Annotated in this window: 24 protein-coding genes; 13 read left to right on the plus strand and 11 right to left on the minus strand. The window is 66.7% G+C overall.

Translation table 11 applies throughout. From position 1 onward, the window contains the following. Window positions 1–4: 4 nt before the first annotated feature. Genes ACZ5R1_RS10035 through ACZ5R1_RS10050 form a run of 4 tightly spaced genes read right to left on the minus strand, consistent with a single transcriptional unit; the run spans window position 5 to window position 3,628 of the window. Entirely contained in the window at window positions 5–661 is a 657-nt protein-coding gene (locus tag ACZ5R1_RS10035; RefSeq protein WP_027599633.1) for a class II aldolase/adducin family protein, read from the minus strand. Beyond that, on the minus strand, window positions 658–2,292 hold the full coding sequence (locus ACZ5R1_RS10040) for a xylulokinase (RefSeq protein WP_027599632.1): 1,635 nt from the start codon (window positions 2,290–2,292) through the stop codon (window positions 658–660). The genes ACZ5R1_RS10035 and ACZ5R1_RS10040 overlap by 4 nt, the downstream gene beginning before the upstream one ends. 10 nt (window positions 2,293–2,302) lie before the next feature. Beyond that, window positions 2,303–3,187: a TorF family putative porin gene (locus ACZ5R1_RS10045; RefSeq protein WP_027599631.1), complete on the minus strand. Its 885-nt coding sequence runs from the start codon at window positions 3,185–3,187 to the stop codon at window positions 2,303–2,305. Window positions 3,188–3,208: 21 nt separating this feature from the next. Further along, window positions 3,209–3,628, minus strand: a complete 420-nt coding sequence (locus ACZ5R1_RS10050; protein WP_314582797.1) for a DUF2147 domain-containing protein — start codon at window positions 3,626–3,628, stop codon at window positions 3,209–3,211. A 148-nt stretch (window positions 3,629–3,776) separates the two neighbouring features. Here ACZ5R1_RS10050 and ACZ5R1_RS10055 point away from each other — a divergent pair, with 148 nt between their 5' ends. Together ACZ5R1_RS10055 and ACZ5R1_RS10060 are read left to right on the plus strand one after the other, a co-directional pair. Continuing rightward, complete coding sequence (locus ACZ5R1_RS10055) at window positions 3,777–4,424, plus strand: TetR/AcrR family transcriptional regulator (RefSeq protein ID WP_464713133.1); 648 nt, start codon at window positions 3,777–3,779, stop codon at window positions 4,422–4,424. 80 nt (window positions 4,425–4,504) lie between these two features. Beyond that, on the plus strand, window positions 4,505–5,113 hold the full coding sequence (locus ACZ5R1_RS10060) for a DapH/DapD/GlmU-related protein (protein ID WP_074582740.1): 609 nt from the start codon (window positions 4,505–4,507) through the stop codon (window positions 5,111–5,113). On the opposite strand, the gene ACZ5R1_RS10065 is transcribed toward ACZ5R1_RS10060, so the two are convergent. Continuing rightward, window positions 5,110–5,685, minus strand: coding sequence for a cysteine hydrolase family protein (locus ACZ5R1_RS10065; RefSeq protein WP_074582737.1), 576 nt, complete (start codon window positions 5,683–5,685; stop codon window positions 5,110–5,112). The genes ACZ5R1_RS10060 and ACZ5R1_RS10065 overlap by 4 nt on opposite strands. 107 nt (window positions 5,686–5,792) lie before the next feature. Here ACZ5R1_RS10065 and ACZ5R1_RS10070 point away from each other — a divergent pair, with 107 nt between their 5' ends. The 9 genes from ACZ5R1_RS10070 to ACZ5R1_RS10110 all read left to right on the plus strand — a co-directional run bounded on the left by ACZ5R1_RS10070 (window position 5,793) and on the right by ACZ5R1_RS10110 (window position 16,850). Beyond that, on the plus strand, window positions 5,793–6,782 hold the full coding sequence (locus tag ACZ5R1_RS10070) for a GlxA family transcriptional regulator (RefSeq protein WP_464713134.1): 990 nt from the start codon (window positions 5,793–5,795) through the stop codon (window positions 6,780–6,782). Between the two features lie 401 nt (window positions 6,783–7,183). Beyond that, window positions 7,184–9,214, plus strand: coding sequence for a hybrid sensor histidine kinase/response regulator (locus tag ACZ5R1_RS10075; protein WP_464713135.1), 2,031 nt, complete (start codon window positions 7,184–7,186; stop codon window positions 9,212–9,214). A gap of 199 nt (window positions 9,215–9,413) precedes the next feature. Beyond that, on the plus strand, window positions 9,414–10,640 hold the full coding sequence (locus ACZ5R1_RS10080; RefSeq protein WP_464713136.1) for an SfnB family sulfur acquisition oxidoreductase: 1,227 nt from the start codon (window positions 9,414–9,416) through the stop codon (window positions 10,638–10,640). A gap of 4 nt (window positions 10,641–10,644) precedes the next feature. Beyond that, window positions 10,645–11,001 carry a hypothetical protein gene (locus ACZ5R1_RS10085; protein ID WP_027599625.1) on the plus strand — a complete coding sequence of 119 codons (357 nt, stop codon included), beginning with the start codon at window positions 10,645–10,647 and terminating at the stop codon, window positions 10,999–11,001. A 12-nt stretch (window positions 11,002–11,013) separates the two neighbouring features. Beyond that, window positions 11,014–11,979 carry a sugar ABC transporter substrate-binding protein gene (locus tag ACZ5R1_RS10090; protein WP_027599624.1) on the plus strand — a complete coding sequence of 322 codons (966 nt, stop codon included), beginning with the start codon at window positions 11,014–11,016 and terminating at the stop codon, window positions 11,977–11,979. Continuing rightward, window positions 11,976–13,514: a sugar ABC transporter ATP-binding protein gene (locus tag ACZ5R1_RS10095; protein ID WP_464713137.1), complete on the plus strand. Its 1,539-nt coding sequence runs from the start codon at window positions 11,976–11,978 to the stop codon at window positions 13,512–13,514. Before ACZ5R1_RS10090 ends, ACZ5R1_RS10095 begins: the two co-directional genes overlap by 4 nt. Then, on the plus strand, window positions 13,498–14,487 hold the full coding sequence (locus ACZ5R1_RS10100) for an ABC transporter permease (protein WP_464713138.1): 990 nt from the start codon (window positions 13,498–13,500) through the stop codon (window positions 14,485–14,487). The genes ACZ5R1_RS10095 and ACZ5R1_RS10100 overlap by 17 nt, the downstream gene beginning before the upstream one ends. Continuing rightward, window positions 14,484–15,437: an ABC transporter permease subunit gene (locus ACZ5R1_RS10105; protein ID WP_464713139.1), complete on the plus strand. Its 954-nt coding sequence runs from the start codon at window positions 14,484–14,486 to the stop codon at window positions 15,435–15,437. Before ACZ5R1_RS10100 ends, ACZ5R1_RS10105 begins: the two co-directional genes overlap by 4 nt. 9 nt (window positions 15,438–15,446) lie before the next feature. Further along, window positions 15,447–16,850, plus strand: coding sequence for an LLM class flavin-dependent oxidoreductase (locus ACZ5R1_RS10110; RefSeq protein ID WP_027602088.1), 1,404 nt, complete (start codon window positions 15,447–15,449; stop codon window positions 16,848–16,850). A 254-nt stretch (window positions 16,851–17,104) separates the two neighbouring features. On the opposite strand, the gene ACZ5R1_RS10115 is transcribed toward ACZ5R1_RS10110, so the two are convergent. The 6 genes from ACZ5R1_RS10115 to ACZ5R1_RS10140 all read right to left on the minus strand — a co-directional run bounded on the left by ACZ5R1_RS10115 (window position 17,105) and on the right by ACZ5R1_RS10140 (window position 22,110). Further along, the gene (locus ACZ5R1_RS10115) at window positions 17,105–18,670 is read right to left on the minus strand and encodes an SNIPE associated domain-containing protein (RefSeq protein ID WP_464713140.1); all 1,566 of its coding nucleotides are present in this window, start codon (window positions 18,668–18,670) and stop codon (window positions 17,105–17,107) included. Between the two features lie 478 nt (window positions 18,671–19,148). After that, window positions 19,149–19,859, minus strand: coding sequence for an SOS response-associated peptidase family protein (locus ACZ5R1_RS10120; RefSeq protein ID WP_027599618.1), 711 nt, complete (start codon window positions 19,857–19,859; stop codon window positions 19,149–19,151). Between the two features lie 86 nt (window positions 19,860–19,945). Continuing rightward, the gene (locus tag ACZ5R1_RS10125; protein WP_464713141.1) at window positions 19,946–20,392 is read right to left on the minus strand and encodes a DUF6691 family protein; all 447 of its coding nucleotides are present in this window, start codon (window positions 20,390–20,392) and stop codon (window positions 19,946–19,948) included. Then, window positions 20,389–20,799, minus strand: coding sequence for a YeeE/YedE family protein (locus tag ACZ5R1_RS10130; protein WP_464713142.1), 411 nt, complete (start codon window positions 20,797–20,799; stop codon window positions 20,389–20,391). Before ACZ5R1_RS10130 ends, ACZ5R1_RS10125 begins: the two co-directional genes overlap by 4 nt. Continuing rightward, window positions 20,796–21,146 carry a sulfite-sensing transcriptional repressor BigR gene (bigR, locus tag ACZ5R1_RS10135; RefSeq protein ID WP_027599615.1) on the minus strand — a complete coding sequence of 117 codons (351 nt, stop codon included), beginning with the start codon at window positions 21,144–21,146 and terminating at the stop codon, window positions 20,796–20,798. The genes ACZ5R1_RS10130 and bigR overlap by 4 nt, the downstream gene beginning before the upstream one ends. A 100-nt stretch (window positions 21,147–21,246) precedes the next feature. Beyond that, window positions 21,247–22,110 carry an SDR family oxidoreductase gene (locus tag ACZ5R1_RS10140; protein WP_464713143.1) on the minus strand — a complete coding sequence of 288 codons (864 nt, stop codon included), beginning with the start codon at window positions 22,108–22,110 and terminating at the stop codon, window positions 21,247–21,249. A 106-nt stretch (window positions 22,111–22,216) separates the two neighbouring features. Between ACZ5R1_RS10140 and ACZ5R1_RS10145 the strand changes: the two genes are divergently transcribed. Beyond that, window positions 22,217–23,095: a LysR family transcriptional regulator gene (locus ACZ5R1_RS10145; protein ID WP_464713144.1), complete on the plus strand. Its 879-nt coding sequence runs from the start codon at window positions 22,217–22,219 to the stop codon at window positions 23,093–23,095. A gap of 97 nt (window positions 23,096–23,192) precedes the next feature. Next, window positions 23,193–25,394, plus strand: a complete 2,202-nt coding sequence (locus tag ACZ5R1_RS10150; protein WP_464713145.1) for an OsmC domain/YcaO domain-containing protein — start codon at window positions 23,193–23,195, stop codon at window positions 25,392–25,394. Window positions 25,395–25,420 lie beyond the last annotated feature (26 nt).

Below are 25,420 nucleotides of genomic sequence, written 5' to 3' on the forward strand. Positions count from 1 at the left end.
GACCTCAGGACGGGAGGGAGGCGGTGAGGGTGGTCAGCAGGCGCTGGCGCGCCAGGCTGTCGGCTGCGGAGACACCTGGGCGGCTGGCGATACGACCGACCAGGTAGTGCTCGCAGAAGGCTTCCAGCTGCTCCAGCACCGCCAGGGTCTGGCGCGCGCTGGCGCCGTAGCAGAGCACTCCATGGTTGCGCAGCAGATAGGCCGGGCTCTCGGCGCTCAGGGCGCGATCCAGGCGCTTGGCCAGCCAGCCGGTACCGGAGGGGGCATAGCCCACCAGCGGCAGGCGGCGGCCCAGTTCGGGCCAGCGCTCGGGATCGTCGACGCTCAGGGCCTCGCCCAGCAGGGTGCAGGCGCTGGCCAGCGGCTGGTGGGTGTGCAGGCTGCAGCCCGCCGCCGGAAAGCGCCGCAGCACCCGGGCGTGCAACCCGGTTTCCACCGAGGGCGCGCGATCGCCTTCGAGCTGGTGCAGATCGGCCAGGCGCAGGATGCAGACGTCTTCCGCGCCCATCTGGTAGTAGTCGAGGGCGGAGGGGGTCACCGCGATGCGCTCGGCGTCCAGGCGCAGGGCCAGGTTGCCGCCGGTGGCGGCGAAGAAGCCGCGGCGCACCAGGTGCAGGCAGAGATCGACCACCTGTTCGCGCGCTTCGAGGGTATCGCTCATGGTCGGGCTCCCTGGTTGGGGTTGAGGCGGCGATAGAGCGGCGCCAGGCGCCGGCGGACTTCGAGAAAGGTGGCGTAGCTGTCGTCGTAGCGCGCCCGCGCCTGGGGGCAGGGCTGGTAGAGCCGCGGCGGTCGCTGCAGCGCCGGCACGTCGCTGAAGGCCAGGGCGCCGATGCCGGCGGCGGCGATATAGGCCGAGCCCCGGGCATTGGCCTGGATCGGCGCATCGGGCTGGGCGATCACCTGGCCGGTGACGTCGGCCATGATCTGGCACCAGAGATTGGACTGGGCGCCGCCGCCCACCGCCGTTATCCGCTCTGGCCGGCGGCCGAGGAAACGGCCGAAGGGTTCCAGCATCCAGCGGGTGTTGAGCGCCACCCCTTCGAGAAAGGCGCGGATGATGTCTTCCCGCGTGTGCTCCAACGACAGATTGATCAGTGCCGCGCGCAGGCTGGGATCGTCCACCGGGCTGCGCTCGCCATACAGCCAGGGGGTGTAGAGCAGCCCGCGGGCGCCCGCCGGCACCCGGGCGGCGATGCGGTCGAGCAGGGCATAGAGATCCGGGTGCTGTTCGTCGCTGAGGAGTTCGTCCGGGTGGTAGAGCACCTTGTCGCGCAGGAACGACAGGTTGGCGCCCGCCGCGGTCTGCAGCGCCATGGCCAGGTAGCGGCCCTTGACCGCGCTGGGCACGGCGGCCATGTGGCGCAAGACATCGGACTTCTTGAAGGGCACATGGGCGCCCAGCCAGGAGGAGGTGCCGAGATAGAGGTGCGGCGCGAAGTCCTCCACCGCCGAACCCACCGCCACCGCCGAGGTGTCCACCGAGCCGGCCACCACCGGGGTGCTGCGCGGCAGGCCGAGCTGGTCGGCCACCGCGCCGGTCAGGGTGCCGATCACCTCCGCCGAATCCACCAGGTCGGGCAGCTTGTCGCGGTCGAAGCCCAGGGTGCGGATCAGCCCGGCGTCGTACTTCACCTGGCGCGAATCGCGGTTGTCGGTGATCCAGGCGGTGCAGATGGAATCGGCGGTGGCGCAGCAGCGACCGGTAAGGCGCAGATTCATGAAGTCGAGGACATTGAGAAACTTCACCGTGCGCGCATAGCGCTCCGGCTGGTGGTCCTGCAGGTAGGCGATGTGCCCGGCGGAATCCTTGCCCGACAGCGAGGGCGCGCCGCCGGTGAGGCGGATCCAGCGCCATAGCTTGAAGGGCGAATACCCGGCGACCTTCAGCCGGCCGCCGCCGACCCGCCGCGCCACCGACTCGGCCCCGCGCATGTCCAGCCAGAGCAGCGCCCGGCCCAGGGCTTGGCCGTTGGCGTCCACGCACACCGTGCCCTCGGTCTGGGTCGAGCAGCACACCGCCACCACGCGCCGCCGCCGCGCCGGATCCGCCGCCAGCAATTCGCCGGCGCCGCGCAGGAAGGCCTGCCACCAGTCTTCCGGCTCCTGCTCGGCGCTGTGCCCTTCGACGTGCAGGGTGACGCCGTGGAAGGTCCAGGCGACCACCTCGCCGCCAAGGGTGACCAGGGCGCTCTTGCAGCCGGAGGTGCCGAGGTCCACCACCAGCACCAGGCCATCGAGGGCGGTGGCCTGGACCGGCGCGGGCGGCGTGGCGAAGACGTGAGGTTTCATGGGCGCCAGCTCAGAAGGGGCGGGCCACGGACAGCACCCAGCGGGCCTCGTCCGTCGCGCGCTGATGGTCGCCGTCTTCGGCAATGTAGAGTTCGCGCGCCCGGGTATGGGGACTCAGGTAGTCCAGGCCGAAGTCGAAGCCCCAGTGGCGATGCACCAGGCCGACGCCGTAGTCGCTGAAGTTGGCCTCGGAGAAATTGCGGATCTGCTGGTAGCCGGCGTGCAGCTTGAGGCTGGTGCGCGGGGTCAGCTCGTAGCGATAGTCCAGGTCGTAGAGCAGGCTGCCGCGGGAGTTGTGCTCGCCCTTGGCATAGCACTCCAGGCCCTTGGTGGGGTCGGGGTTGAATTGCAGCTGGGCGCCGCAGACGCCGGCGGTGTTGGCGCCGCGGTAGTTTTCCGAGAGCACGTTGAGGATGCGCCCCTGCAGTGCCCCGTAGCCGATCTCCAGCACGGCGAACTGGCTGTTGTAGTTGGTGCTGCGAAAGCCATCGGGGGCGCCGGTCTCCGGATCGATGCGGCTGGGGGCCTTGAAGTGGGCGCCGGGAAAGAATTCCCCTGCCAGGCCCACGCCAAAGTGCCAGGCTTCCGGATCGCCGAAGCGGTAGCCGCCAGCCAGCAGGACGTTGGCGCCATCGCCGTCGAGGAACTGCTTCTTGCTCACGCTGCCGATTTCCGCCAGGCCGATCAGGCCGCTTTCATGGGCGAATTCCACGGTGACCTTGGCCCCCGGCCGATTGAGCGAGTCCGAGATGCTGCGGTTGCGCACGTCCGAGAGCAGGCGCGGGGTGATGGTCAGGGCATAGCTGGCCAGGTCGTCATCGGCCTGGACCGCGCTGCCGAGAACGCTCAGGCACAGCAGGGCCGCCGCCTGGGTGCGGTGAAGAATCCGGTTCATGGGGTCGCTCCTTGCGGTGGCTTAGCTGCAGTGCGGGGTGGCGGGGAGGGTGCTCAGCGGGGTGAGCTGTTCGGTCTTGCCGAGCACCTCGGTGCCGACATAGGCGCGGATGTTGAGGTCGTCGCCCTTGCGGCGGACGTAGCCCTTGTACTTCTTGCCATCGCGCGGATCGAACACCCAGCCGTCGCGCCAGGTGCCGCCGTCGTCGCGACTCATCTGGAAGATGCGCGTGCCGCAGGTGTCATGGGCATTGCCGGCGTCCTTGTCCCAGACGATGGTGCCGCACAGGGCACTGGCGTTGTCGGCGCAGGGCGTGACCCTGACGGCGGCGCCCTGGTCGGCGGTCAGCCAGAGGCCCTGGACAGGTGCCGTGTCGGCGGCCAGAGCGGGCGCCAGGGGTAGCGCCCAGAGGGCGACGGCGAGCGCGAGGGGTGTTTTCATGGAGGTGGCTCCTGCTGTTTGTTGTGGTTGTGGCTGGAGGCAGTAAGGGCAACGCGGTTGCTGATATGATAGTTATCGCTACACGATAGTTATAACTATCATTTTACTGCCCATCAAGGTGTTTTTTCGTCTAGACGAGAGCTTTTTCATGGTCGCCAAAGAGTCCGCTCCATCCTCCCGCGCCACGCCCAAGGCCCGCCCCAGCCAGCAGCGGGCAGCGGAAACCTACGAACGCATCCTGGCCGCGGCGGCGGAGGTGCTCTGTCAGGTCGGCATCGAGCGGCTGTCGACCAATCTGGTCTGCGACTGCGCCGGGCTGACCCCGCCGGCGCTCTATCGCTACTTTCCCAACAAGTACGCCCTGCTGGAGGAGCTGGGCCGGCGCCTGCTGGAAAAGCAGAATGCGCAGATAGACGGGCGGATCAATGCCGAGCTGCTGGCCGGTCCTTTGGAGCGGGTGGAAGACGTCTTGACCGGACTTTTGCTGGATACCTACCGGGTCACCGCCGAGACCGCCGGTGGCATGTGGATCCTCAAGGCGCTGCGCGCGGTGCCCTCGCTGGAGCACGTGCGCCTGGATTCGCACCGCCGGGTCGCGGCGCAGCAGACCGAGTTGCTGGTGCTGTTGCTACCCAGCGTGCCACCGGCCGCCGTGGCCCAGGTCGCGCGGATCGTGGTCGAGCTGATCCACTCCACCGTGGAGCTGCTGTTCGATGAGGGTCTGCCGGCGGAAAGCACCTGCCGCACCGTCGCCGCCATGCTCAGCGGTCATCTGGGGCGCCTGCGCGACGGCTGAGCCGTTCGCCCGCCGGAGCGAGCATCAGTGGGGGACTCAGGTCAGAATCGGCAGGCGTTTCACCACTGTCGAGGCCCGTCATGCCTGATCTGGATATCGCCACCTACATCGCCGCCTGGCCCAGCCTGCGCCTGGAAGCTGCCCCGCCCTGGACGCTAACCGGTGCCTGCGAGCACCAGGTCAGGCTGCTACTGGCGCGGCTCGGTCCCGGCTATCGGCGCCAGGGCGACAGCGCTATCCATGAGACCGCGGTGGTGGAGGCGGGCGCGGTGCTCAAGGGGCCGGTCATCATCGGGCCCGGCACCCTGGTGGCGGCGGGCGCCTATCTGCGCGGCGGTGTTCATCTGGGCGCCCACTGCGTGGTGGGGCCCGCCTGCGAGCTGAAGAGCAGCCTGCTGCTGGACGGCAGCAAGCTCGCCCACTTCAATTTCGTCGGGGATTCGCTGATCGGCAGCGGGGTGAATCTGGAGGCGGGCGCCATCGTCGCCAACTACCGCAATGAAAGTGACGGCGCGGTCATCCGCATCCGCCACGGAGACCGGGTGATAGAAACTGGGGTGATCAAGTTCGGCGCCCTGATCGGCGACAATTGCCGGCTGGGCGCCAATGCGGTCATCGCGCCGGGCGCGCTGCTGTCGCCCGGCACCCGGGTCGCGCGGCTGGAGCTGGTTGACCAGGGCGTGCCTTAAGGCGAGTCGGGCGCCGCAGTGCCCTGGCCAGCGAGATAGGCGTCGGTGGCTTCCAGCGTCGCATAGGCGAAGGCCAGCGCCGCCATCAGGGCGGCATGCACCTGGGCCGCCGGCACCCGGACCCCGTTGAAGTCCAGATCCAGGGTGGCGCAGGCGTCATGGATCACGGTCACGGCGTAGCCCAGATCGGCCGCGGCGCGGACGCCGGCGTCGATGCACATATGGCTCATGGCACCCACCACCACCAGCGATTCGATACCGCGCTCGTCCAGCAGTTGCCTGAGATTGGTTTCGCGAAAGGCATTGGGATAGTGCTTCACCACCACCGGTTCGCCGGCGCGGGGCACGACGGCGGCCTGGATCTCGACGCCATCGCTGCCGGGCACGAAGATCGGCGCCTCGGCGCTCAGCGACAGATGCTGCACATGGATCACCGGCACGCCCTGGTCGCGGGCGTGGGCGATGATCCGCGCGGCATTGGCGACCGCGGCCTCGATGCCGCTGAGGGGCAGTTTGCCGCGGGGGAGGTACTCGTTCTGCAGATCGATGACGACGACGGCGTGCTTGCTCATGTCCAGCCTCTCGGAAGATGCTTCAGGTTTTGGGTCCGGCCATGATTGGCCAACCGCGCCCGCCGGCGAAGGGGCGTGACCGACAACTTCAGGGGCGCCAGCGACACATGCACGATCAACCACCGATCGAACTCGGCCTGCTGCTCTATCCCGGCGTGCAACAGGCGACGGTCCATGGCCTCACCGATCTGTTCGAGATCGCCGGGCGCCTCACCGGGACCGCGGAGGATGCCGAGCGCCCGCGGTTGCGCGTCAGCCACTGGCGGCTGGAGGAGGGCGAGACGCTGCCCAGGCGGGTCTACGATTCCCTGCCCGGGGCAGGCGGCGCGCCCCAGGTGCTGATCCTGCCGCCCAGTCTGGCCGAGCCGATTTCACCGGCCGCCGCCGCGCCCTATCGTGACTGGCTCCGCCAACTGCATGGCGAAGGCGTGCGCCTGGCCTCGATCTGTGCCGGTGCCTTCCTGCTGGCGGAAACCGGTCTGCTCGATGGCCGTACCGCCACCACCCACTGGCTGCATGTCGAGCGCTTCGCCACCCGTTTCCCCCGCGTGAGTCTGGACGCCGACCAGTTGCTCATCGACGGCGAGGACCTGGTCACCGCCGGCGGCCTCATGGCCTGGACCGATCTCGGTCTGCGCCTGGTCGACCGCTACCTGGGCGCCAGGCGGATGCTCGACACCGCGCGGACCCTGGTCATCGACCCGCCTGGCCGACAGCAGCGCTACTACAGCGCCTTTTCGCCGCGCCTGAACCACGGCGACAGCGCCATCCTCGCCGTACAGGAATGGCTGCAGGCGACCGGCGCCCAGGACCTCGCCCTGGACACCCTGGCCCAACGCGCCGGACTGGAACCTCGTACCTTTCTGCGCCGCTTTCGCCAGGCCACCGGCATGACCACCACCGCCTACGGCCAGCAACTGCGCGTCGGCCGTGCCCGCGAGTTGCTGCAGGCCAGCCGCCTGCCGCTCGAACGGGTCGCCTGGGAGGTCGGCTACAGCGATCCAGGCGCCTTCCGCAAGGTCTTTACCCGGGTCGTGGGGCTGAGCCCGGGGGATTACCGGCGGCGGTTTGGCGGATTGGCGGGAAGCGGACGCTGAGGGCGAGGGCGGGGCCAGCCGACCGCCACCCCGGCGGTCCCTCGGGCGGTATGCGGACGGCCAAGGACCCGCTGAGCGCAGCTCGTCCAGAAAGCCGTAGCTGTGATCGGAAAGGCCCGCCCGCAGGAATCCGTTGTCGCCAAGCGCAACGGTAGAATCCGCCGGTACCGATCCTTTTGGGGCAGCTGCCGAGAGCGGTAGGGCCGTCCCAGTCTCAGGTGTTCACCCTCTATCTACCGACGGATGCCCGGTGCGCGGAACGGGCGATTCGTCTCCCTGTTTGAACTGAGCCCTGATCCATTCCTCCACAGAAAGAGTACAGATGACGGTGCCTCCAGCTTCCGCGAGGCATCGATCCGAGCGCCGCGCGCTCAGAGATGACAAGCCCCATGCAGGTAACAATGAGTCAAGATCCAAACTTTCAGCTGCTGTTCGAGGCGCTGCCTCACCTGGTCCTGGTACTGACGCCTGGTCCCGATTTCATCATGGTGGCGGCCAACGAAGGGCGGCTTCGCGGCACCAATACCCGACGGGAGGACTGCATAGGTCGCTCGATTTTCGAGGTGTTCGCCCGCAACCCGGACGGGCAGTCGGAGTTCGGCGCCGGTGTGCTGCGGGCCTCGCTGGAGCGGGTGGTGCAGACCGGCAAACCGGATCGTATGGCGATCACCAAGTACGACATTCCCCGGCCGGCCAGCGAGGGGGGTGGTTTCGAGGTCCGTTACTGGAGCCCGCTGAATGTCCCGGTGCTGGATGACCGGGGCGAGGTTCGCTACATCATCCACCAGACCGAAGACGTCACTGACCAGGTGCTGGCCGAGCAACATTCCAGCACCCATCTGAAGCTTGCCGACGAACGCTTTCGCGCTGCCCTTCTGGCCTCCGAGGCAGGCATTTTCGACTGGTACATCGATGAACACAGCTTCTATTGCGATAGTGCCTTGCAGCAGCTGTTCGGCTTGCCGGACGTCCTGACCTCGGAACCCGTCGAGCGCTTCCTCGACCATGTGCATGTCGCTGACCGGGGCATCGTCAGAACGGCGCTGGCGGAATGCGTCCATGGCAAGGATTTCGTCGTGGAGTTTCGCCTGAAGCGCGACGCAGGCAGACAGTGGCTCCTGAGCAAGGGCAAGGTCTTCCGGGATGCCGCCGGCAACCCGTCCTACGTCACCGGCACCTGCGCGGACATCACCGCGCGCAAGCAGGCGGAAAAGGCCTTGTCCGACCTCAATGAAACGCTCGAGGCGCGGGTCGCGGCCGAGGTGGCGGAGCGTTCCCGCGTGGAAGACACCCTGCACCAGGCGCAGAAGATGGAGGCCGTGGGTCAGCTCACCGGGGGTATCGCCCATGATTTCAACAATCTGCTCACCGGGGTCATCGGCAGTCTGGAGCTGATGCAGCGGCGTCGGCGCAGCGGTGACGAGACGAATGACGAGCGCTACATCACGGCGGCGGTCACCTCGGCGCAACGCGCGGCGGCCCTTACCCAGCGGCTGCTGGCCTTTTCCCGCCGCCAGACCCTCGATCTGAAACCCCTGGAGGTCAATCCCCTGGTGGCGTCCCTGGAGGACCTGCTGCACCGCACCACCCGGGAAGACATCACCATCACCACGCACCTGGCCGCGGGCCTGGCCCTGGTGCGGATGGACGCCAACCAGCTGGAAAGCGCCGTGATCAACCTGGCCATCAACGCCCGCGATGCCATGCCGGATGGCGGCACCATCACCATCACCACTGCAGCCGTGCATCTCTCGCCGGAAGAGGGTGCCGCGATGGATCTCGCTGAGGGTGATTACGTGACGCTCACCGTGGCCGATACCGGGGTGGGAATGACGCCCGAGGTGCTGGCCAAGGTGTTCGAGCCCTTCTATACGACCAAGCCGATCGGGCAGGGGACGGGCCTGGGGCTGTCCATGGTGTATGGCTATATGCGTCAGGCCAACGGCGGGGTCCGCATCCTGTCCCAGCCGGGGAAGGGCACCCAGGTGCAGCTGTACATGCCGTGCCTGGGCGGTGACCTGGACATCCTGCCCAGCGAAGAAAGCCGCAGCGCTCCCCTTGGCGTCGGGGAGGTGGTGCTGGTCGTCGAGGATGAAGCCGTGGTGCGGTCGCTGATCGTGGAAGTGCTGGGCGAACTCGGCTATCAGACCCTCGAAGCCGGGAATGCCCAGGAAGCCATGCCGTTCCTGGAAAATCCCCAGCGCATCGACCTGATGATCTCCGACGTGGGCCTGCCCGGCATGAATGGCCGCCAGCTGGCCGATCTGGCCCAGGCCAACCGCCCGGAACTCAAGGTGCTGCTGGCGACCGGCTATGCGGAAGGCTCGAACGTGGAGGGCTATCTCGCTGCCAACATGGAGATCATCACCAAGCCCTTCGCCATCGATGCGCTGGCGAACAAGATCAGCGAGATGTTGAATCCGGCGGGTTGAGGAGAGCCCGGGGACGGGCTTGCGCGACTGCCCGCGTTCGGCCATCCGGGCTGTTCCCCGAGCAACAGTTGTCCGGGAAACTGTTCGGTCAGGGACTTCCAGGCGGCGAGGTTTTCACTTAAGTCACTGATATAGCGAGATTTTCGCGCTGGCACGGCATGTGCTCCAGCTCAGGGGCCACCTTTAAGGGAGTCCCTGCATGGCCGTCGCCCCCTCGCTCACTGCCGTTCCCCACGCCTTACCCGAACGTCCCGCCACCGTGTTGCGCGACGCCACCGAGGCCCTCGATGCCGCGGCGGCGCTGGCGGAGGATTTCGCCCGCGAAGCGCTCAGTCGCGATCAGGAGCGGCGCCTGCCCTGGGCCGAGATCGAGCGTTTCTCGGCCAGTGGTCTCTGGGCCATCACCGTGCCGCGGTCGTTCGGCGGCGCCGGGGTGGGCTTCGGCACCGTGGCGGAAGTCATCGCTCGGATCTCCACGGCAGACCCCTCCCTGGGCCAACTGCCGCAGAATCACCTGGGCGTGGTCAACAACCTGCTGCTGACCGGCAGCCCGGACCAGCAGCGTCACTACCTCGGCCTCGTGCTCCAGGGCTATCGCTTCGGCAATGCCTTCTCCGAGGCGCGCAGCAAGACCGTTACCCAGTTCGAGACGCGCATCCGCTTTACCGGGGACACCGCCTGGATCGATGGCGAGAAGGCCTATTGCACCGGCGCGCTGTTCGCCCATGTGGTCCCCACGGTGGCGCTGGACGAGGAGGGTCTGGCTCATCTCGCCCTGGTCCCGCGCGATGCCGGTGGCCTGACGGTGATCGATGACTGGGACGGCTTCGGCCAGCGCACCACCGCCAGTGGCCGGGTGCAACTCAAGGGCGTCAGTGTCCGGCGCAGCGCGGTGCTGCCGGCCTGGAAGGCCTTCGAACGGCCGACGGCGGACGGCCCGGTGTCCCAGATCATCCAGGCGGCGGTGGACGTCGGCATCGCCCGCGGCGCCTTTGCCGCCACCCTAGCGGCTGCCCGGGTGGCGCGGCCCTGGACCGACAGCGGACTCGAGCACGGCTGGCAGGATCCGCTGAGCCAGGCGCTGATCGGCGACCTGAGCTGGCGGCTGGCCGCCGCCGAGGCCTTGCTGGAAGACGCCGGCGCCGCCGTCGACCGGGCTCTGGCGGCGCCCTCCGCAGCCAGCGTCGCCGAGGCCTCGGTGGTGGTGGGGCAGGCCAAGATCGCCTCCACCGAGATCGCCCTGGCCGCCGCCAATCGCCTCTGCGAGCTGGGCGGCACCCGCAGCGTCTCGGCGCGCTTCGGCCATGACCGCCACTGGCGCAATGCCCGCACCCATACTCTGCACGATCCGGTGCGCTGGAAGTACCACCTGATCGGCAACCACCTGCTCAACGGCGTCGAGCCGCCCCGTCACGCCTGGAACTGATGCCATGACCGATCTCGCCCCTGCCATCCAAGCCGAACTCGCCTTCGCCGACCAGGTACTCGCTGACCTGCGCGAGGCGCTGCCCCTGGACGCCCGCGCCCGCGATCCGCTGGTGATCGCCACGGTGGGTGACCTCCAGGTGCGCCTGGCCGCCGCTCGCGCCCTGCAGCGACCGCACCGCAGCGAAGACGCCCCGGTACGCCAGATCCAGGCGCGCCTGGCTGCCGACCATGCCCGCCAGCTTGCGGCCGAACTCAAGCGCGAATGGCTGACGGACGCCCCGGCGCCCCGTCAGCCCGGGCCGAGCGTTCGCGACCTCCGGCGCCTGCTGGGCGAGCACCACCTGACTATCACCGACTAGAAAAGGACTGCCATGTCACTGCGTACACTGCTTCGTTCCCTCCTGCTAATGCCGCTGCTGGCCACGACCGCGCTGGCGGCTGCCGACGAGATCCCGTCGCTGGCCGGCAAGCGCATCGCCATCAGCATGACCGGCACCAGTCACTACTTCGATCTCAAGGCCTTCCAGGCCCAGGTGGAAGAGGTCAAGCGGCTGGGCGGCACGCCCATCACCCTGGACGCCGGTCGCAACGACAAGAATCTGGTGACCCAGCTGCAGACCCTGGTGACCCAGAAGCCGGACGCGGTGATCCAAACCCTGGGCACCCTGAGCGTGATAGACCCCTGGCTGCGCCGCATCCAGGCGGCCGGCATCCCGCTGTTCACCATCGATGCGCCCTCCCAGTACAGCCTCAACAACACCACCTCGGACAACGCCGCCGCTGGGCGGGAGCTGGCCGAGCAACTGGCAAAGGACACCGGCGCCAAGGGTGACATCCTGGTGTTCAACGGCTTCCAGGGCGTGCCGGTTTGCGCTATCCGCTACGCCGAGTTGCGCAAGGTACTCGACGCCCATCCGGGACTGAAGATCATCCAGCCCGAGTTGCGCGACGTGATTCCCAACACCGTGCAGGACGCCCGTGGCCAGATCGCGGCGCTACTCAACAAGTATCCCAAGGGGCAGATCGCCGCCATCTGGTCGGCCTGGGACATTCCCCAGCTCGGCGCCAGCCAGGCGCTGATCGAAGCGGGCCGCACCGAGATCAAGACCTATGGCGTCGACGGCACGCCCGAGGTGCTGGAGTTGCTCAAGCGCGGCGACAGTCCGGTCGGCGCGGTGGTCGCCCAGCAACCGGCGCTGATGGGCCGGACCGCGGTGCAGAACGTTGCCCGCTATCTGGCCGGTGCGCGCGACCTGCCTAGGGAGACCCATGTGGCGACCCTGCTCACCACCCCTGGCAACCTGAGTCAGGTCGCGGCGCTGCGAGGTGATCCATGAGCAGGGCGATCCTCGAACTGCAGGGTATCTCCCGGCGTTATGGCGCCACCCGGGCGCTGGACGGTGTGGACCTGACCCTGAGGGCCGGCGAGATCCACGGCCTGATCGGCGAGAACGGTGCCGGCAAGTCCACCCTGATCAAGGTGCTCGGCGGCCTGGTGACGCCCGACACCGGGGCGCTGCGCCTGCATGGTGAAGTCCTGACGGGCGTCGGGCCGCGCGAGTTGGCCCGCCGTGGCATCGCCATCATCCACCAGGAGCGGCTGCTGCCGCCCAACTTCACCCTGGCCGAGGCGCTGTTCTTCGGGCAGGAGCGGCGCCTCGGCCCGCTGCTGGATCGCCGTGGGCAGGAACGGGCGGCGGAGCGGTTGCTGGCCGAGCGTTTCGGCCTGGACTGCCGCGCGCGAACCCGGGTGGCGGACCTGAGCAGCGCCGAACAGCAACTGCTGCAGATCAGTCGGGCGCTGCTCGGCACGCCGGAGGTGCTGGTGCTCGACGAACCCACGGTGGCCCTGGCCCATGGCGAGGTGGAGCGCCTGCTGACCCTGCTGCGCCAGTTGCGCGACCAGGGGCTGGCCCTGCTCTATGTGTCCCATTACCTGCAGGAGGTCGAGCGCCTTTGCGATCGCGCCACGGTATTGCGTGGCGGCCGGGTGGTGGCCGAGGTTACGCCCAGCGTGACGCCGGCAGCGGCCATGGCGCGGTTGATGATCAACAGGGACCTGGGCGAGGCCTATCCCAAGGCCCGGACCGCGCCAGGCGAGGTGCTGCTGGAGACCCGCAGGCTGGGCCGTCCGGGGGCCTTCGCCGAGGTCGACGTGCAGGTGCGCCGTGGCGAGGTGGTCGGAATCGCCGGCCTGGTGGGCTCAGGTGCCAAGGAGCTGCTCAAGACGCTGTTCGGTCTGTTGCCGGTAGCCGAGGGCGAGTTGCTGCTGGACGGTCGCCCGCACCGCTTCGCCAGTCCCCGCGCGGCGGTGCGAGCAGGACTGGCGTTGTTGCCGGAGAATCGCCGCCAGCAGGGCGTGGCACTTGATCTCACCGTGACCGAGAATCTAACGCTGGCCGCCCTGGAACGTTTCAGCTGGTTCGGTCTCCGCCGGCCAGGCGCCGAACGCCAGGCGGCGCTACGGCTACGCGAGGCGCTGGACATCCGTACCCCGGATCTGGAGACGCCGGTGCGTCAGCTCAGCGGCGGCAACCAGCAGAAGGTCGCCCTGGGCAAATGGCTGGCCCGGGACGCGCGGCTCTATCTGCTCGACGAACCCAGCGTGGGCATCGATCTCGCCGCCCGCGCCGAACTCTATCGCCAGGTCGCCCGGCTGGTGGAGCAGGGCGCCGGCGTCCTGATCCTGTCAGTGGATCTGCCCGAATTGCTCAATCTCTGCGACCGCATCCACGTGATGCACCGCGGCCGCCTGCTGCCGGCACGCCCGGCGGCCGAGTTGACGGCGGAGGAGCTTCTGGCCGCCGCCACCGGCGCCCGTGAGTGGCCCGCCAGACCGCAGCGGAGGGCAGATCTTGGCCTCGCCTCCTGAGCGGTTGTCGATCCCGGTCTTGACCCGGCGCCCGGACCTCTGGCGCCATGGCGCGCTGCTGGCCTTCGCAGTGATCGCGGTCCTGTTCGCCTGGCGCGCACCGGGCTTTCTCGGCGCCGGCAATCTGGCCAACATCCTGGCCCAGGCCGCCATTCCCGGCATTCTCGCCCTGGGCCTGACCCTGGTGATCGTCGGCGGCGGAGGTAACGTGCTTGCCGGTGGCCTGGACCTGTCGCTGGCGGCCAATCTCGGACTCTGCGCGGCGTTACAGGCGACCCTGGTCAACGCCGGCTACGGCGCGCCGCTGGCCATTGGCCTGACCCTGGTCTGCGGGTTGCTGGTCGGAGCGCTCAACGGCCTGACGGTGACCCTGCTGGGCCTGCCGCCGCTGCTGGCCACCCTGGCCAGTCTCAACGTGGTAGCCGGTCTGGAACTGGTGCTGAGCGAGAATACCGTGCTGCCGGCCAGTGCGCCCTGGCTGGATCTGCTGGGCCTCGGCAGCTGGCTGGGCATACCGGCCGCGGGTTGGGTGCTGCTGGTGACCGCTCTGGCGCTGGCGGTGCTCCTGCAGCGCACCCCCTATGGGCTGCGCCTGGCGACGGTGGGCGATCATCCCGAGGCGGCTCGCGCCGCGGGTCTACCGGTGCGCGGGCTGGTGTTTTCCAGCTATCTGCTGGCCGGCGGCTGCGCGGGCCTGGCGGCGCTGTTGTCGGTCGCCTGGTTCAGTGGCAGCACCCCGGGTTCGGGCGAGTTGCTGCTGCCGGTGGTGGCCATCGCCTTTCTCGGCACGGTGTTCTCCTGGCGCTCGCAACCCAGCGTCGGCGGCACCCTGCTGGCGGCCCTGCTGGTGGGGATGCTCGGCAATGGCTTTCAGTTGTTCGGGGTGAGCAGCTTCCTGGTCAATGGCGTCCAGGGCACGCTGATCCTGCTGGTGGTGGCCGCGGCCAGCCTGCGCCAGGAGAGCCGTCGATGAACGCGACCCTTGCCCTCGGCCGGTCCGGTCTGCGCCTGGCGTTGCCGCTGCTGTTCCTGGCGCTGGTGGTGGTCTTCGCCCTGGCCGCGCCCGGCTTTCTCAGCCAGGGCAACCTGCTCAGTCTGTTGCTGAACAATGGCCTGGTCCCGGCGCTGGTGGCCCTGGGGTTGACCTACGCCATCGCCGCGGGCGGCATCGATCTTTCGGTGGGCATCGCCCTGGATCTGGCGGCCTTCGGTTGCATCGCCTTACTCAACGCCGGTTGGCCACTCGCCGTGGCGCTCGCTGGCGGGGTGGGGCTGGGCTTGCTGGTGGGGCTTGCCAACGCCCTGCTGGTGGCCGGCGTGGGGCTGTCGCCGTTCCTGGCCAGCCTGGGCGTGCTGTTCATCGGTACCAGCCTGCAACAGCTGCTGTCCGAGGGCGGCCTGCCGCTCTACCTCAAACCCGAATTCCGACCCCCCGCGAGCAGCTGGCTGGGCGCACCGGCGGCGGTCTGGGCGGTGGCGCTGCTGGCACTGGTCTACGGGGTGGTACTGGCGCGCGGACGCCTGGGACGCGCGCTGCTGGCCCTGGGCAGCCAGCCGCTGGTGGCGCGTCATTCGGGGTTGGCGCTGCGCCGCCTGGCGCTCTGGACCTGCCTGGCCACGGCCCTGGCGGCGGCGGTCGCCGGCATCCTGCTGGCGCTGCGTATCGATGCCTATGTGCCGCTCTCGGGCAATGCCTACCTCATCAACGGCATCGGCGCCGTCTTCATCGGCGCCAGCCTCAATCGCCACGGCCGGCCCAACGTCCCCGGCAGTCTGCTGGGTGTACTGCTGTTGGCGGTGGCCGCCAACGGCCTGCTGCTGGTGGGCTGGAATTTCTACTGGCAGCAGGTGGCCACCGGGCTGCTGATCCTGCTGGTGCTGACCCTCAACCAATTAGCGCGGCGCCGCGACGCGTCGCGCTAGGAGTCCCCCATGTCCCGCGAAATCCGCCTCAATGCCTTCGACATGAATTGCGTGGCCCACCAGTCGCCCGGACTGTGGCGCCATCCGCGCGACCGCTCCTGGGAGTACAAGGACCTCGAATACTGGACGGAGCTGGCGCAACTGCTCGAACGCGGGCTGTTCGACGGCCTGTTCATCGCCGATGTGCTCGGGCTCTACGACGTCTACGGCGGCGGCCCGGCGGCGACCCTGCGCGAGGCCACCCAGGTGCCGGTCAACGATCCCCTGGCGCTGATCACCCCCATGGCGGCGGTGACCCGTCACCTGGGTTTCGGCCTCACCGCCTCCCTGAGCTTCGAGCATCCCTATCCCTTCGCCCGGCGGCTTTCCACCCTGGATCACCTGACCCGGGGGCGCATCGGCTGGAACATCGTCACCTCCTATCTGGAAAGCGGCGCGCGCAACCTCGGCCAGTCCGCGCAGGCCGATCACGATGCCCGCTACGACTACGCCGAGGAATACCTGCAGGTGGTCTACAAGCTGCTGGAAGGCAGCTGGGAAGAGGGCGCGGTGCTGCGCGACCGCGCCTCCGGCCGCTTCACCGATCCGGCCAAGGTGCATCCCATCGGCCACCACGGGCGGCACTTCCAGGTGCCCGGCTATCACCTCTGCGAACCCTCGCCGCAGCGCACGCCCGTGCTCTACCAGGCCGGCGCCAGCAGCCGTGGCCGGCAATTCGCCGCCGAGCACGCCGAATGCGTCTTCGTCGCCGCCCCGTCCAAGACGGTGCTGAAGAAAACCGTGGCCGATATCCGCCGCCGGGCTGCCGAGGCCGGTCGCGATCCGCGCCAGGTGCTGATCTTCAACCTGCAGACGGTCATCGTCGGCGAAACCGATGCCCAGGCGCGGGCCAAGTGGCAGGACTACAAGGGCTACGTGAGCTACGAAGGCGCCCTGACCCTGATCTCCGGCTGGACCGGTATCGACTTCGCCGCCTACCGCCCGGACCAGGTCCTCAAGCACCTGCACACCAATGCCATCCAGTCCGCCGTGGAGGCCTTTTCCACCGCCGATCCCGGCAAGCAATGGACGGTGCAGGAACTGGCCGACTGGGTCGGCATCGGCGGCTTCGGGCCGCTGCTGGTAGGCAGTCCGGCGACGGTGGCGGACGAGTTGCAGAGCTGGGTTGAGGAGACCGACGTGGATGGTTTCAACCTGGCCTATGCCGTGACCCACGAGACCTTCGCCGACGTGGTGGACTTGCTGGTTCCGGAGCTACAGCGGCGCGGGGTCTACAAGCGCGCCTATCAGCCGGGCACGCTACGCGAGAAGCTCGGCAGCGCCGGCCCGCGGCTGCCGGCGGAGCACCCGGCCGCCGGCTATCGCGACCTGGCGCGGCAGCGGGAGGAAAGCGCGATACGGGTGCCGGCCTAGTCCGGACTCCCCGCACTCATTTGGCGAAGATGACCTTTTTCCATTGCCTGTTGGCTCCTTGCCCTTGAATGGATCGTGAAGGCTAACCCTTATCCGGAGATCGATGGTCTTTGCATCAAGAAACGCTGTCGCTCTGGTAGCCATGCGCAGATATAGGCAACGTAATCACGCAACGCCGAGTGCTAGCACCTAGGCTGCTGGTCCTGCCCCTTCATGTCGTCAAAGAGCTTAAGATTAAGGTGGAAGTACAGGTGTCAAGCCAAAACGTCTTCCTCGACTATGTCTAGGGATGCTTCAGCTTCGATCTGGTGACGAGTCCATTCCGCAGCCACCACCGGATTCTCTCGAATTTGATCTTCGATGCGTAGCGTTTCACGGAACTCGCGCGCGAGTGCGTTCATAGTCCAGTGAGGTTCGACGCCAAGCGTCTCGAGTTCTTGGCGTATCTCGGCCAACGCCAGGCGGAAGAACTCTTTGCGCGGATTCACCTTGTTGATTTGCTGGCGTAGGAAATGCCTGTGCAATTTTTTTTCCAGCCCCGGTGCGTCGTCGCTGAAAATCATGGCGTGGACGTCAAATTCGAAGGGCACGCTGGCATCACCCAACTCACGGATTCGGTCAAGCGGTTCCAGGCGCCGCGTCATCCCAATTTTGAAAACTTCCTCACCAAAAGAGCCGATGTTGGAAATGACGTATACGTGACCTGCCCGGGTCTGTTGCGCCATTGAAAGAGCACGTTGGTTCTTTTCTTCTGCGGTCTTTAACTGCTCTTGTAGCGCTGCTAGGCGTGCCTCGAAGTCTGCACGCTGGGCCTCGTTGGCCGCCGCAACCTGCTGCTGTGCTTTTTCCATAGCCTTGCGCAGGGTGCTCTCTTCTTTGGCCGCTTCTTTTAAGGCGCGTTCGTATTCACGGCGTGCCTTCTCTTCTTCTCGGATTTGCTCACGTAGCTGGCGTTGCTCTTCGCGCTCACGTTCTTTCAAGGCATGCGCGGTTACCGCCCACTTTAGTTCGTTAAGGCGAGCTGCATGGTACTCCACCGTAATTCGCGCGTTACGGAACGGCGAGCCATTGAGATTGACGAGCGCGAAGGCATCGCGGATTTCCTGCTCAAGCTTGCCGTGATTATCCGTCTTGGTCCGTGACAGGATTGAATCGACCTTGCCGTTGTAGGCATCGGTGACGAAGCGAATGGCAATCTGGCGACGGTTGGCCTCGGCATAGTCGCAGGTTGCGGACCGACCGAGCTTTACCAGAAGGCGAGAGGATTCTCGCGCCTGTTTGAGTTCTTTTCCGGCTTCAGTGAAGCCAAATTCTTCGGCCAAATCATCAAGAAGATTATAGGTCGGTACGATGTATTCATCGCCATACCCTTCGATAAGGTTTTTCATCGCCTGAGCGGCGTCCGTCAATTCTTTAGCCTTACCCATTGCGGCATAGGCATCACCCGCGATCTTATGCGCCTGAACGTTTGCCATAACCACGATTCGATCGGCTTCGCCTGTCGCGGATTGAAGCTTGGTCTCTGCCTTTTCAAGGTGAAGCCGGGCGCTTGCTAGCAGGTTATCCCGTTGCCCCTTGGCATCGATAAGCAGGCGCTCGGCTTCTGCTTCTGCATCCATGACAGGTTGGAAGCGCTGCATTTCATTTAGCGTGGTCTCCAATTCGGCCCGTAGCTGTGCCTCCTGGCGCTCGAGCTCCTCAATCTCCTTATGACGTGCCGAGAGGCTAAGCAGTAGTTCGGCGATACGGCCCTTAGCCTTGGTGTGCTTGATCAGCAATACGAAGGCTGCCACCAGAGCGGTGATCAACAAAAATTCCATCTAGGCTTCCTTTCCCTGTAGTGATGTCAGGCAAGGATACACCGGTATGATGGTTTTGGGTGGTCCGAAAGCACCGATTGGCTAGAACATGTAGAGAGGATAGGAGGTATTGATATATTTTGTGTTTAATGAGGGTTTATGTCTGGAGGATCTAGTATGTGTGAGGTTTATAGGTCCTCATTTTAAGAGGTTGCAGTAATTTTAGATTAAATTTTGTGTTTGGTTGTCGGATCGATAGTGCTGCTAGGATATCTAGGCGTGCTAGGGTGCCATATAGTAATGATGCGAAATGTCAGTTTATTTGAATGGAGGCTGGCGTTCAATGTGGCGCATGATGGGGCGCTGTAGATGAAATATCCCTGTTTTGAATTAGGCAAAAGCTTATTGGATGTCAAGTGGCATTCGGTCTGTCCGTTGCTATTACTTTAACGCTATTGCTATAAACACTAATGCAGCCTCGCTCGAGGCTGACAAGCCTCTAGACTAACGGCTCGGCGATGCGCTCCAGCAATTCCGGCCCATCGTTCTTCACGCTGCCCACGGCCTTGCCCACCGGGTACCAGTCGAAGGCGTCCACCGGCGTACCCTCGACCTCGCCGATCTCGCTGGCGCGTTCCATGGGCAGCTCGGGGTCCAGCCATTCGCGCGCCACGGCGGGTGGCAGGACCAGCGGGCGGCGGTCGTGGATGTCGACCATGCCGGCGTCGGAGGCAGCCGTGATGATGACGAAGCCGTCATCGTCCTGAGGTGCCTGGTCGGCCGGGCGGAAGTGGCCGATGGCGGCAAAGAACAGCGGTTCGCCGGATTTCAGCCTGATGAAGTAGGGCTGCTTGAGCTTGGGATCGGCGGAATCCTTCTTCCATTCGTACCAGCCATCGGCGATGACCAAGGCGCGGCCTCTTTGCCAGAGGCCGCGAAACATTCGGCTGGTGGCCGCCGTCTCCACGCGCGCGTTGATCACCGGCGGCCGCTTGGCCTGGCGCGCCCAGGCGGGCTGGTAGCCCCAGCGCACCGGATCCAGGTGCAGGCCATCGGCCTGCTGGTGGAGCAGCTGAACCCGGGTGCCGGGCGCCACGTTGTAGCGACCCAGGGCGCGGGGCTCCAGGCCGGTGCGGACGTCCGCGGGCTGGGCGCCCAGGGCGTCCAGGTAGTCGAGGGCATAGCGGTACTGGGCGAAACGGCCACACATGGGATGCTCCTGGGCGAGGGAGACACAGGCTGAAGCGCCGCGCGTCCCTACTTTGGACCGCGCCCCACGCGCGAAGTACCTGGCGCTCAGGCCTTGGGCGCCGCCGTCTCGCGTCCGGCCAGACCACGGTCGTGCAGCATCATCCCCGCGACCAGGGCTGCGACGAAGCCATAGATCTTCGCGATACCCAGCCCCAGCGCCGCCAGGGCCGGGCCCGGGCAGAGGCCTGCCAGACCCCAGCCCAGGCCGAAGAGCGCTGCGCCCAGCAGCAGGCGGCGGTCGATGGGTGCCATTGGCGGCAGATGGAATCGGGTGTCAAGCAGAGGGCGGGTGAGTCGACGCTGCAGCTGGACGGCGGGTAGGGCGACCAGCAGGGCGCCGCCCAGAACGAACAGCAGGCTGGCATCCCAGTGACCGCTGGCGAGATCGAGGAAGCCCAGGACCCGGGCGGGATCGAGCATCCCCGAGAGGGCCAGGCCACTGCCGAAGAGCAGACCGGCCAGCAGCGTGATGACCAGCTGCCAGAGCATCATCTTAGCAACCCACCCAAGGTGGCGGTCGCCAGTCCAAGGAGCAGGAAGACGGCGGTCGCGGCCAGCGAGCGGCGCGACCCTCGGGCCACGCCGAGGATGCCATGACCAGAGGTGCAGCCCGAGCCCAGCCGGGTGCCGAAGCCCACCAGCAGCCCGGCCAGCAGCACTGTCGGCCAGGTCGCGTTCACGGTCGGCTGGGGGAGGTCGTGCAGACCGCGCACCAGCAGCGGACCCAGAACCAGGCCCAGCAGGAAAACCAGACCGGTGCCAACCTGCTGGCCGCCCAGCAACCGACCAAAGATGCCGCTGATGCCGGCGACCCGGCCGTTGACCAGCAACAGCAGGCTGACCGCCGCACCCAGCAGCAGTCCGCCCGCTAGGGCAGGGAGATAGGCGGCGAGGGTCATGCTGGCGTGTCCTGCGCCTGGCAGAAGATCTGGTAGAGCGCCTGCAGCAGCTGGGCGGCCTTGTCTTCGGTGAGCCGGTAGAAGATCTGCTTGGCCTCGCGGCGGGTGGTGACCAAGCCGGCTTCGCGCAGCACGCCGAGTTGCTGGGAAAGGGTGGGCTGGTGGATGTCCAGGCGGGCTTCCAGTTCGCCGACCGCGTACTCGCCTTCGGCCAGGGCGCAGGCCAGCAGCAGGCGAACCGGATGCGCCAGGGTCTTGAGCAGGGCGGCCACCTCCCGGGCGCGGACCTGCATATCTTGGGCAGAGAGGGCCGCGCCGGGGGAGGGTTGGGCAGGAAGAGTCGTCATAAGCACGCCTGAGCGAGGACAATATAAATATTTATATAATGTATATTGTCTCTCCGGCAAGCGTGATGTGGCGCGTTGATCCGCGCCTGGGTGGTACCCGTCAGCCGATCAGCGCCCGGGCGAAGTCGCGATAGCCGTGCAGCGGGCGCCCCAGCATCTGCACCAGCCGCTCGCGGTCGCCGGGTTGCGGCAGCATGCCGTCGCTGACATAGCGCTCGGCCATGAGCCTCATCTCGTAGGCCATCCAGGCCGGCATGAAGGTCGCCATGTTCTGCTCGAAGCTTTGGGGATCGTCGCCGGCGTAAAGGATAGGGCGACCCAGCAGTTCGCTCCAGATCGCCGCGGCGCCCTCGCCGGTGAGGCTGTCCGGGCCGACCAGGTTGAGCGTCGTGCTGGGCAGCCTGCCCGGCGCCTGATCGCGGCGGATGAGCTCGAGGGCGGCGACCTCGGCGATGTCCCGGGCATCGACCATGGCCACGCCCTTGCCGCCGAGAGGCATGGGATAGATCCCGTGCTGCAGGATGACGTCCTTGAGCATGGCTTCGTTGTCGATGAAATAGCTGTGCCGCAGGATGGTGGCGCCAAAGCCCATGGCCGCGAGCATGCGTTCGGCGCCGAACTTCACCGCGAAGTGCGGCACGTTGACCGCGCTGTCGGCGCCGAAGACCGAGAGATAGACGACCCGCTCGACGCCGCTCTCCCGGGCGATGTTGAGGGTGATGAGCGCCTGGGTGAATTCGTCGCCGGTCACGGCGTTGAGCAGGAAGAGGGTGGAAACGCCGCTGAAGGCGCGGCGCAGGGCGGCGAGATCGAGCAGGTCGCCCTGCATGACCTCAACGGCGGCAGGAAAATCGGTGCCGGCCGGGTTGCGGGTCAGCACCCGGACCTTGGCATCGCGCTGCACGAGTTGTTGCACGAGGTGGCGGCCTACGCGGCCGGTGGCGCCAGTGACGAGGATGGTCATGTCGGTAACTCCAGGTGGGTGAGGGGTGGAGCCACCTTAAGTCGTCTCACCTTGAGTCAATAGCCGCTAAAATAGGAAAACTTCGTTCCATAATCGAGACACTGCCTTGGACTTCAGTCTGCTCTTCGACTTCCAGCTCATCGCCACCCACGGCGGCATCGGCAAGGCCAGTCGCGCCAGTGGCCGACCCAAGGCCAGCCTGTCGCGGCGGCTGGCCGAGCTGGAAGAGGCCCTGGGCATCAGGCTGATCGAGCGGGGTGGGCGCAGCCTGCTGCTGACGCCGGCCGGTGCCGAGCTGGCGGCTCGTACCCTGGGGCCGCTGCGCGAAGTGCAGGAGGCGGTGGCGGCGGTGCAGGAGGGGGTGGCGGTGCCGCGTGGGCGGTTGCGCATCGCGGCGCCGCTGCTGTTTTCCCAGGTGGCGCTGGGACGTCTGAGTGCGGATTTTCGCCGGCAGTATCCGGAGATCCTGATCGAAGCGGTGGGCGAAGATCGCCTGGCCGATCTGGTGGACGAGCATTTCGACCTGGCCATCCGCATCAATCCGGCGGCCGACAGCCGCCTGGTGGGGCGCTGTTTCGCCCGGGATCGAAGGGTGCTGGTGGCAGCACCTGGCCTCGATCGCCCCCCGGAATCCGCTGCCGAACCCATGCCCCTGCCGGCGGTGGTCATGCCCGGCCATGGCGACGGCGAGGTCTGGACGCTCGCGGAGGACGGGGCGCGCTTCCTGCCCCAGCCGGTGGTGCAGCTGACCTCGCTGTTGACCGTCCGCGAGGCGGTGCTCGCCGGGGCGGGTGCGGCGCTGTTGCCGCTGTCCCTGGTGCAACGGCAGCTGGACCAGGGCGCGCTCAGCCGCTGGGGCACCCAGGCCGGCGAGACCGAACTCTGGGTGCTGCACACCTCGCGGCGACTGCAGAGCCCCAAGGTCAGGGCCTTCGTCGATTTCCTCTGCGCGCGCTATCCGGACGGCATCTTTCGGCTGGACTAGCGGAGTCCGCTGGCGGCGAGACGACAGCCTGCGTATCACCCGCCGCCCTTTGTCCGGATAATGGCGGCCACTCTGTCGCCAAACCGGAATGCTGTGCATGGAAATCAAGGTCAATTTTCTCGACAACCTGAGGCTCGAGGCCAAGTTCGACGACTTCTCGGTGATCGCCGATCAGCCCATCCGCTACAAGGGTGACGGCTCGGCCCCGGGGCCCTTCGACTATTTCCTGGCGTCCTCGGCGCTCTGCGCGGCCTATTTCGTCAAGCTCTATTGCCAGACCCGCGACATCCCCACCGATAACATCCGCCTGGCCCAAAGCAACATCGTCGACCCGGAGAATCGCTACAAGCAGACCTTCAAGATCCAGGTCGAGCTGCCCGCCGAGCTGTCCGACAAGGACCGCCAGGGCATCCTCAGATCCATCGATCGCTGCACGGTGAAGAAGGCGGTGCAGGCCGGTCCGGACTTCATCATCGAGGCGGTGGAAAGCCTCGACGCCGATGCCCAGGCCCTGCTGCTGCCCAGCGATGGCACCCGCCAGACCTACATCCCCGGCAAGGACCGGCCGCTGGAAGAGACCATCGCCAAGCTCTCCGGCATCCTCGCCGAGCTGGGCATGAAGGTGGAGATCGCCTCCTGGCGCAACATCGTGCCCAACGTCTGGTCGCTGCACCTGCGCGATGTGCAGTCGGCGCTGTGCTTCACCAATGGCAAGGGTGCGACCAAGGAAGCGGCCCTGGCCTCGGCGCTGGGCGAATTCATCGAGCGCCTCAACTGCAACTTCTTCTACAACGACCAGTACTGGGGCGAGGCCATCGGCAACGCCGCCTTCGTCCACCATCCGGACGAACGCTGGTTCCAGCCGGGGCCCAAGGACGCGCTGCCCCGGGAGATCCTCGACCGCTACTGCCGCAAGCTCTACGACCCGGAAGGCGAACTGCGCGCCTCGCACCTGCACGACACCAATTCCGGCAACGTGGCGCGCGGCATCTGCGCGCTGCCCTTCGTGCGCCAGTCCGATGGCGAGGTGGTGTACTTCCCCTCGAACCTGATCGAGAACCTCTACCTCAGCAACGGCATGAGCGCCGGCAACACCCTGGCCGAAGCCCAGGTGCAGTGCCTGTCAGAAATCTTCGAGCGGGCGGTGAAGCGCGAGATCCTCGAAGGCGAGCTGGCGCTGCCGGATGTGCCTGAAAAGGTATTGGCCCGCTATCCCGCCATCGTCGAGGGCATCCGCGGCCTGGAAGCCCAGGGCTTCCCGGTACTGGTCAAGGACGCCTCCCTGGGTGGTGAATTCCCGGTGATGTGCGTAACCCTGATGAATCCGCGCACCGGCGGGGTGTTCGCCTCCTTCGGCGCCCATCCGCGCCTGGAGATCGCCCTGGAGCGCAGCCTCACCGAGCTGTTGCAAGGCCGCAGCTTCGAGGGCCTCAACGACCTGCCGCAGCCGACCTTCGAGAGCCAGGCACTGATGGAGCCCAACAACTTCGTCGAGCACTTCATCGATTCCAGTGGCCTGGTCTCCTGGCGCTTCTTCAGCGCCAAGGCCGATCACGAGTTCGTCGACTGGGACTTTTCCAGCGAGGGTGAAGACGCCACCGCTCAGGAGGCCGCCACCCTGTTCGGCATCCTCGCCGAGCGGGACCTGGAAGCCTACATGGCGGTGTACGAGGAACTGGGCGCGCCGGCCTGTCGCATCCTGGTGCCGGGCTACTCGGAGATCTATCCGGTCGAGGACCTGATCTGGGACAACACCAACAAGGCCCTGCCGGTGCGCGAGGACATCCTCAACCTGCACCGCCTGGACGATGCGGCCCTGGAATCCCTGCTCGAACGCCTGGACGATACCCAGGTGGACGACTACACCCGCATCGCCACCCTGATCGGCGTGGAATTCGACGAGAACACCGTCTGGGGCCAGTTGACCCTGCTGGAACTCAAGCTGCTCATCCACCTGGCGCTGCAGCAGTTCGAAGAGGCCAAGGAAGAGGTCGAGACCTTCCTGCAGTTCAACGACAACACCCTGGAGCGCGGCCTGTTCTACCAGGCGCTCAATGCGGTGCTGGAAGTGGAGCTGGACGACGAACTGGAACTGGCCGACTTCGAGGTCAACTTCCGGCGCATGTTCGGCAATGAGCGACTGGACGCCGCCCTGGGTTCGGTTTCGGGCGAGGTGCGCTTCCACGGCCTGACGCCCACCAGCGTCAAGCTGGAAGGCATCGACAAGCACCTGCGACTGATCGACAGCTATCGCAAGCTGCACGCGGCGCGGGCCAGGGCGGCCGGCATCGCGCTCTGAGGTAGCGCCCCGCCCGTAGCGGGGCG

The sequence above is a fragment of the Pseudomonas sp. Pso3 genome (assembly GCF_055393275.1).

Bases quoted from the DNA above. Each gene is read 5' to 3' on its own strand.
- ACZ5R1_RS10120 (WP_027599618.1), bottom strand. From the start codon at position 19,859: ATGTGTGGCCGTTTCGCCCAGTACCGCTATGCCCTCGACTACCTGGAC.
- ACZ5R1_RS10085 (WP_027599625.1), top strand. From the start codon at position 10,645: ATGACCGATCTCGCCCCTGCCATCCAAGCCGAACTCGCCTTCGCCGAC.
- ACZ5R1_RS10125 (WP_464713141.1), bottom strand. From the start codon at position 20,392: ATGATGCTCTGGCAGCTGGTCATCACGCTGCTGGCCGGTCTGCTCTTC.
- ACZ5R1_RS10065 (WP_074582737.1), bottom strand. From the start codon at position 5,685: ATGAGCAAGCACGCCGTCGTCGTCATCGATCTGCAGAACGAGTACCTC.
- ACZ5R1_RS10055 (WP_464713133.1), top strand. From the start codon at position 3,777: ATGGTCGCCAAAGAGTCCGCTCCATCCTCCCGCGCCACGCCCAAGGCC.
- ACZ5R1_RS10075 (WP_464713135.1), top strand. From the start codon at position 7,184: ATGAGTCAAGATCCAAACTTTCAGCTGCTGTTCGAGGCGCTGCCTCAC.
- ACZ5R1_RS10070 (WP_464713134.1), top strand. From the start codon at position 5,793: ATGCACGATCAACCACCGATCGAACTCGGCCTGCTGCTCTATCCCGGC.
- bigR (WP_027599615.1), bottom strand. From the start codon at position 21,146: ATGACGACTCTTCCTGCCCAACCCTCCCCCGGCGCGGCCCTCTCTGCC.
- ACZ5R1_RS10140 (WP_464713143.1), bottom strand. From the start codon at position 22,110: ATGACCATCCTCGTCACTGGCGCCACCGGCCGCGTAGGCCGCCACCTC.
- ACZ5R1_RS10035 (WP_027599633.1), bottom strand. From the start codon at position 661: ATGAGCGATACCCTCGAAGCGCGCGAACAGGTGGTCGATCTCTGCCTG.
- ACZ5R1_RS10095 (WP_464713137.1), top strand. From the start codon at position 11,976: ATGAGCAGGGCGATCCTCGAACTGCAGGGTATCTCCCGGCGTTATGGC.
- ACZ5R1_RS10090 (WP_027599624.1), top strand. From the start codon at position 11,014: ATGTCACTGCGTACACTGCTTCGTTCCCTCCTGCTAATGCCGCTGCTG.
- ACZ5R1_RS10105 (WP_464713139.1), top strand. From the start codon at position 14,484: ATGAACGCGACCCTTGCCCTCGGCCGGTCCGGTCTGCGCCTGGCGTTG.
- ACZ5R1_RS10115 (WP_464713140.1), bottom strand. From the start codon at position 18,670: ATGGAATTTTTGTTGATCACCGCTCTGGTGGCAGCCTTCGTATTGCTG.
- ACZ5R1_RS10110 (WP_027602088.1), top strand. From the start codon at position 15,447: ATGTCCCGCGAAATCCGCCTCAATGCCTTCGACATGAATTGCGTGGCC.
- ACZ5R1_RS10045 (WP_027599631.1), bottom strand. From the start codon at position 3,187: ATGAACCGGATTCTTCACCGCACCCAGGCGGCGGCCCTGCTGTGCCTG.
- ACZ5R1_RS10130 (WP_464713142.1), bottom strand. From the start codon at position 20,799: ATGACCCTCGCCGCCTATCTCCCTGCCCTAGCGGGCGGACTGCTGCTG.
- ACZ5R1_RS10050 (WP_314582797.1), bottom strand. From the start codon at position 3,628: ATGAAAACACCCCTCGCGCTCGCCGTCGCCCTCTGGGCGCTACCCCTG.
- ACZ5R1_RS10150 (WP_464713145.1), top strand. From the start codon at position 23,193: ATGGAAATCAAGGTCAATTTTCTCGACAACCTGAGGCTCGAGGCCAAG.
- ACZ5R1_RS10060 (WP_074582740.1), top strand. From the start codon at position 4,505: ATGCCTGATCTGGATATCGCCACCTACATCGCCGCCTGGCCCAGCCTG.
- ACZ5R1_RS10080 (WP_464713136.1), top strand. From the start codon at position 9,414: ATGGCCGTCGCCCCCTCGCTCACTGCCGTTCCCCACGCCTTACCCGAA.
- ACZ5R1_RS10040 (WP_027599632.1), bottom strand. From the start codon at position 2,292: ATGAAACCTCACGTCTTCGCCACGCCGCCCGCGCCGGTCCAGGCCACC.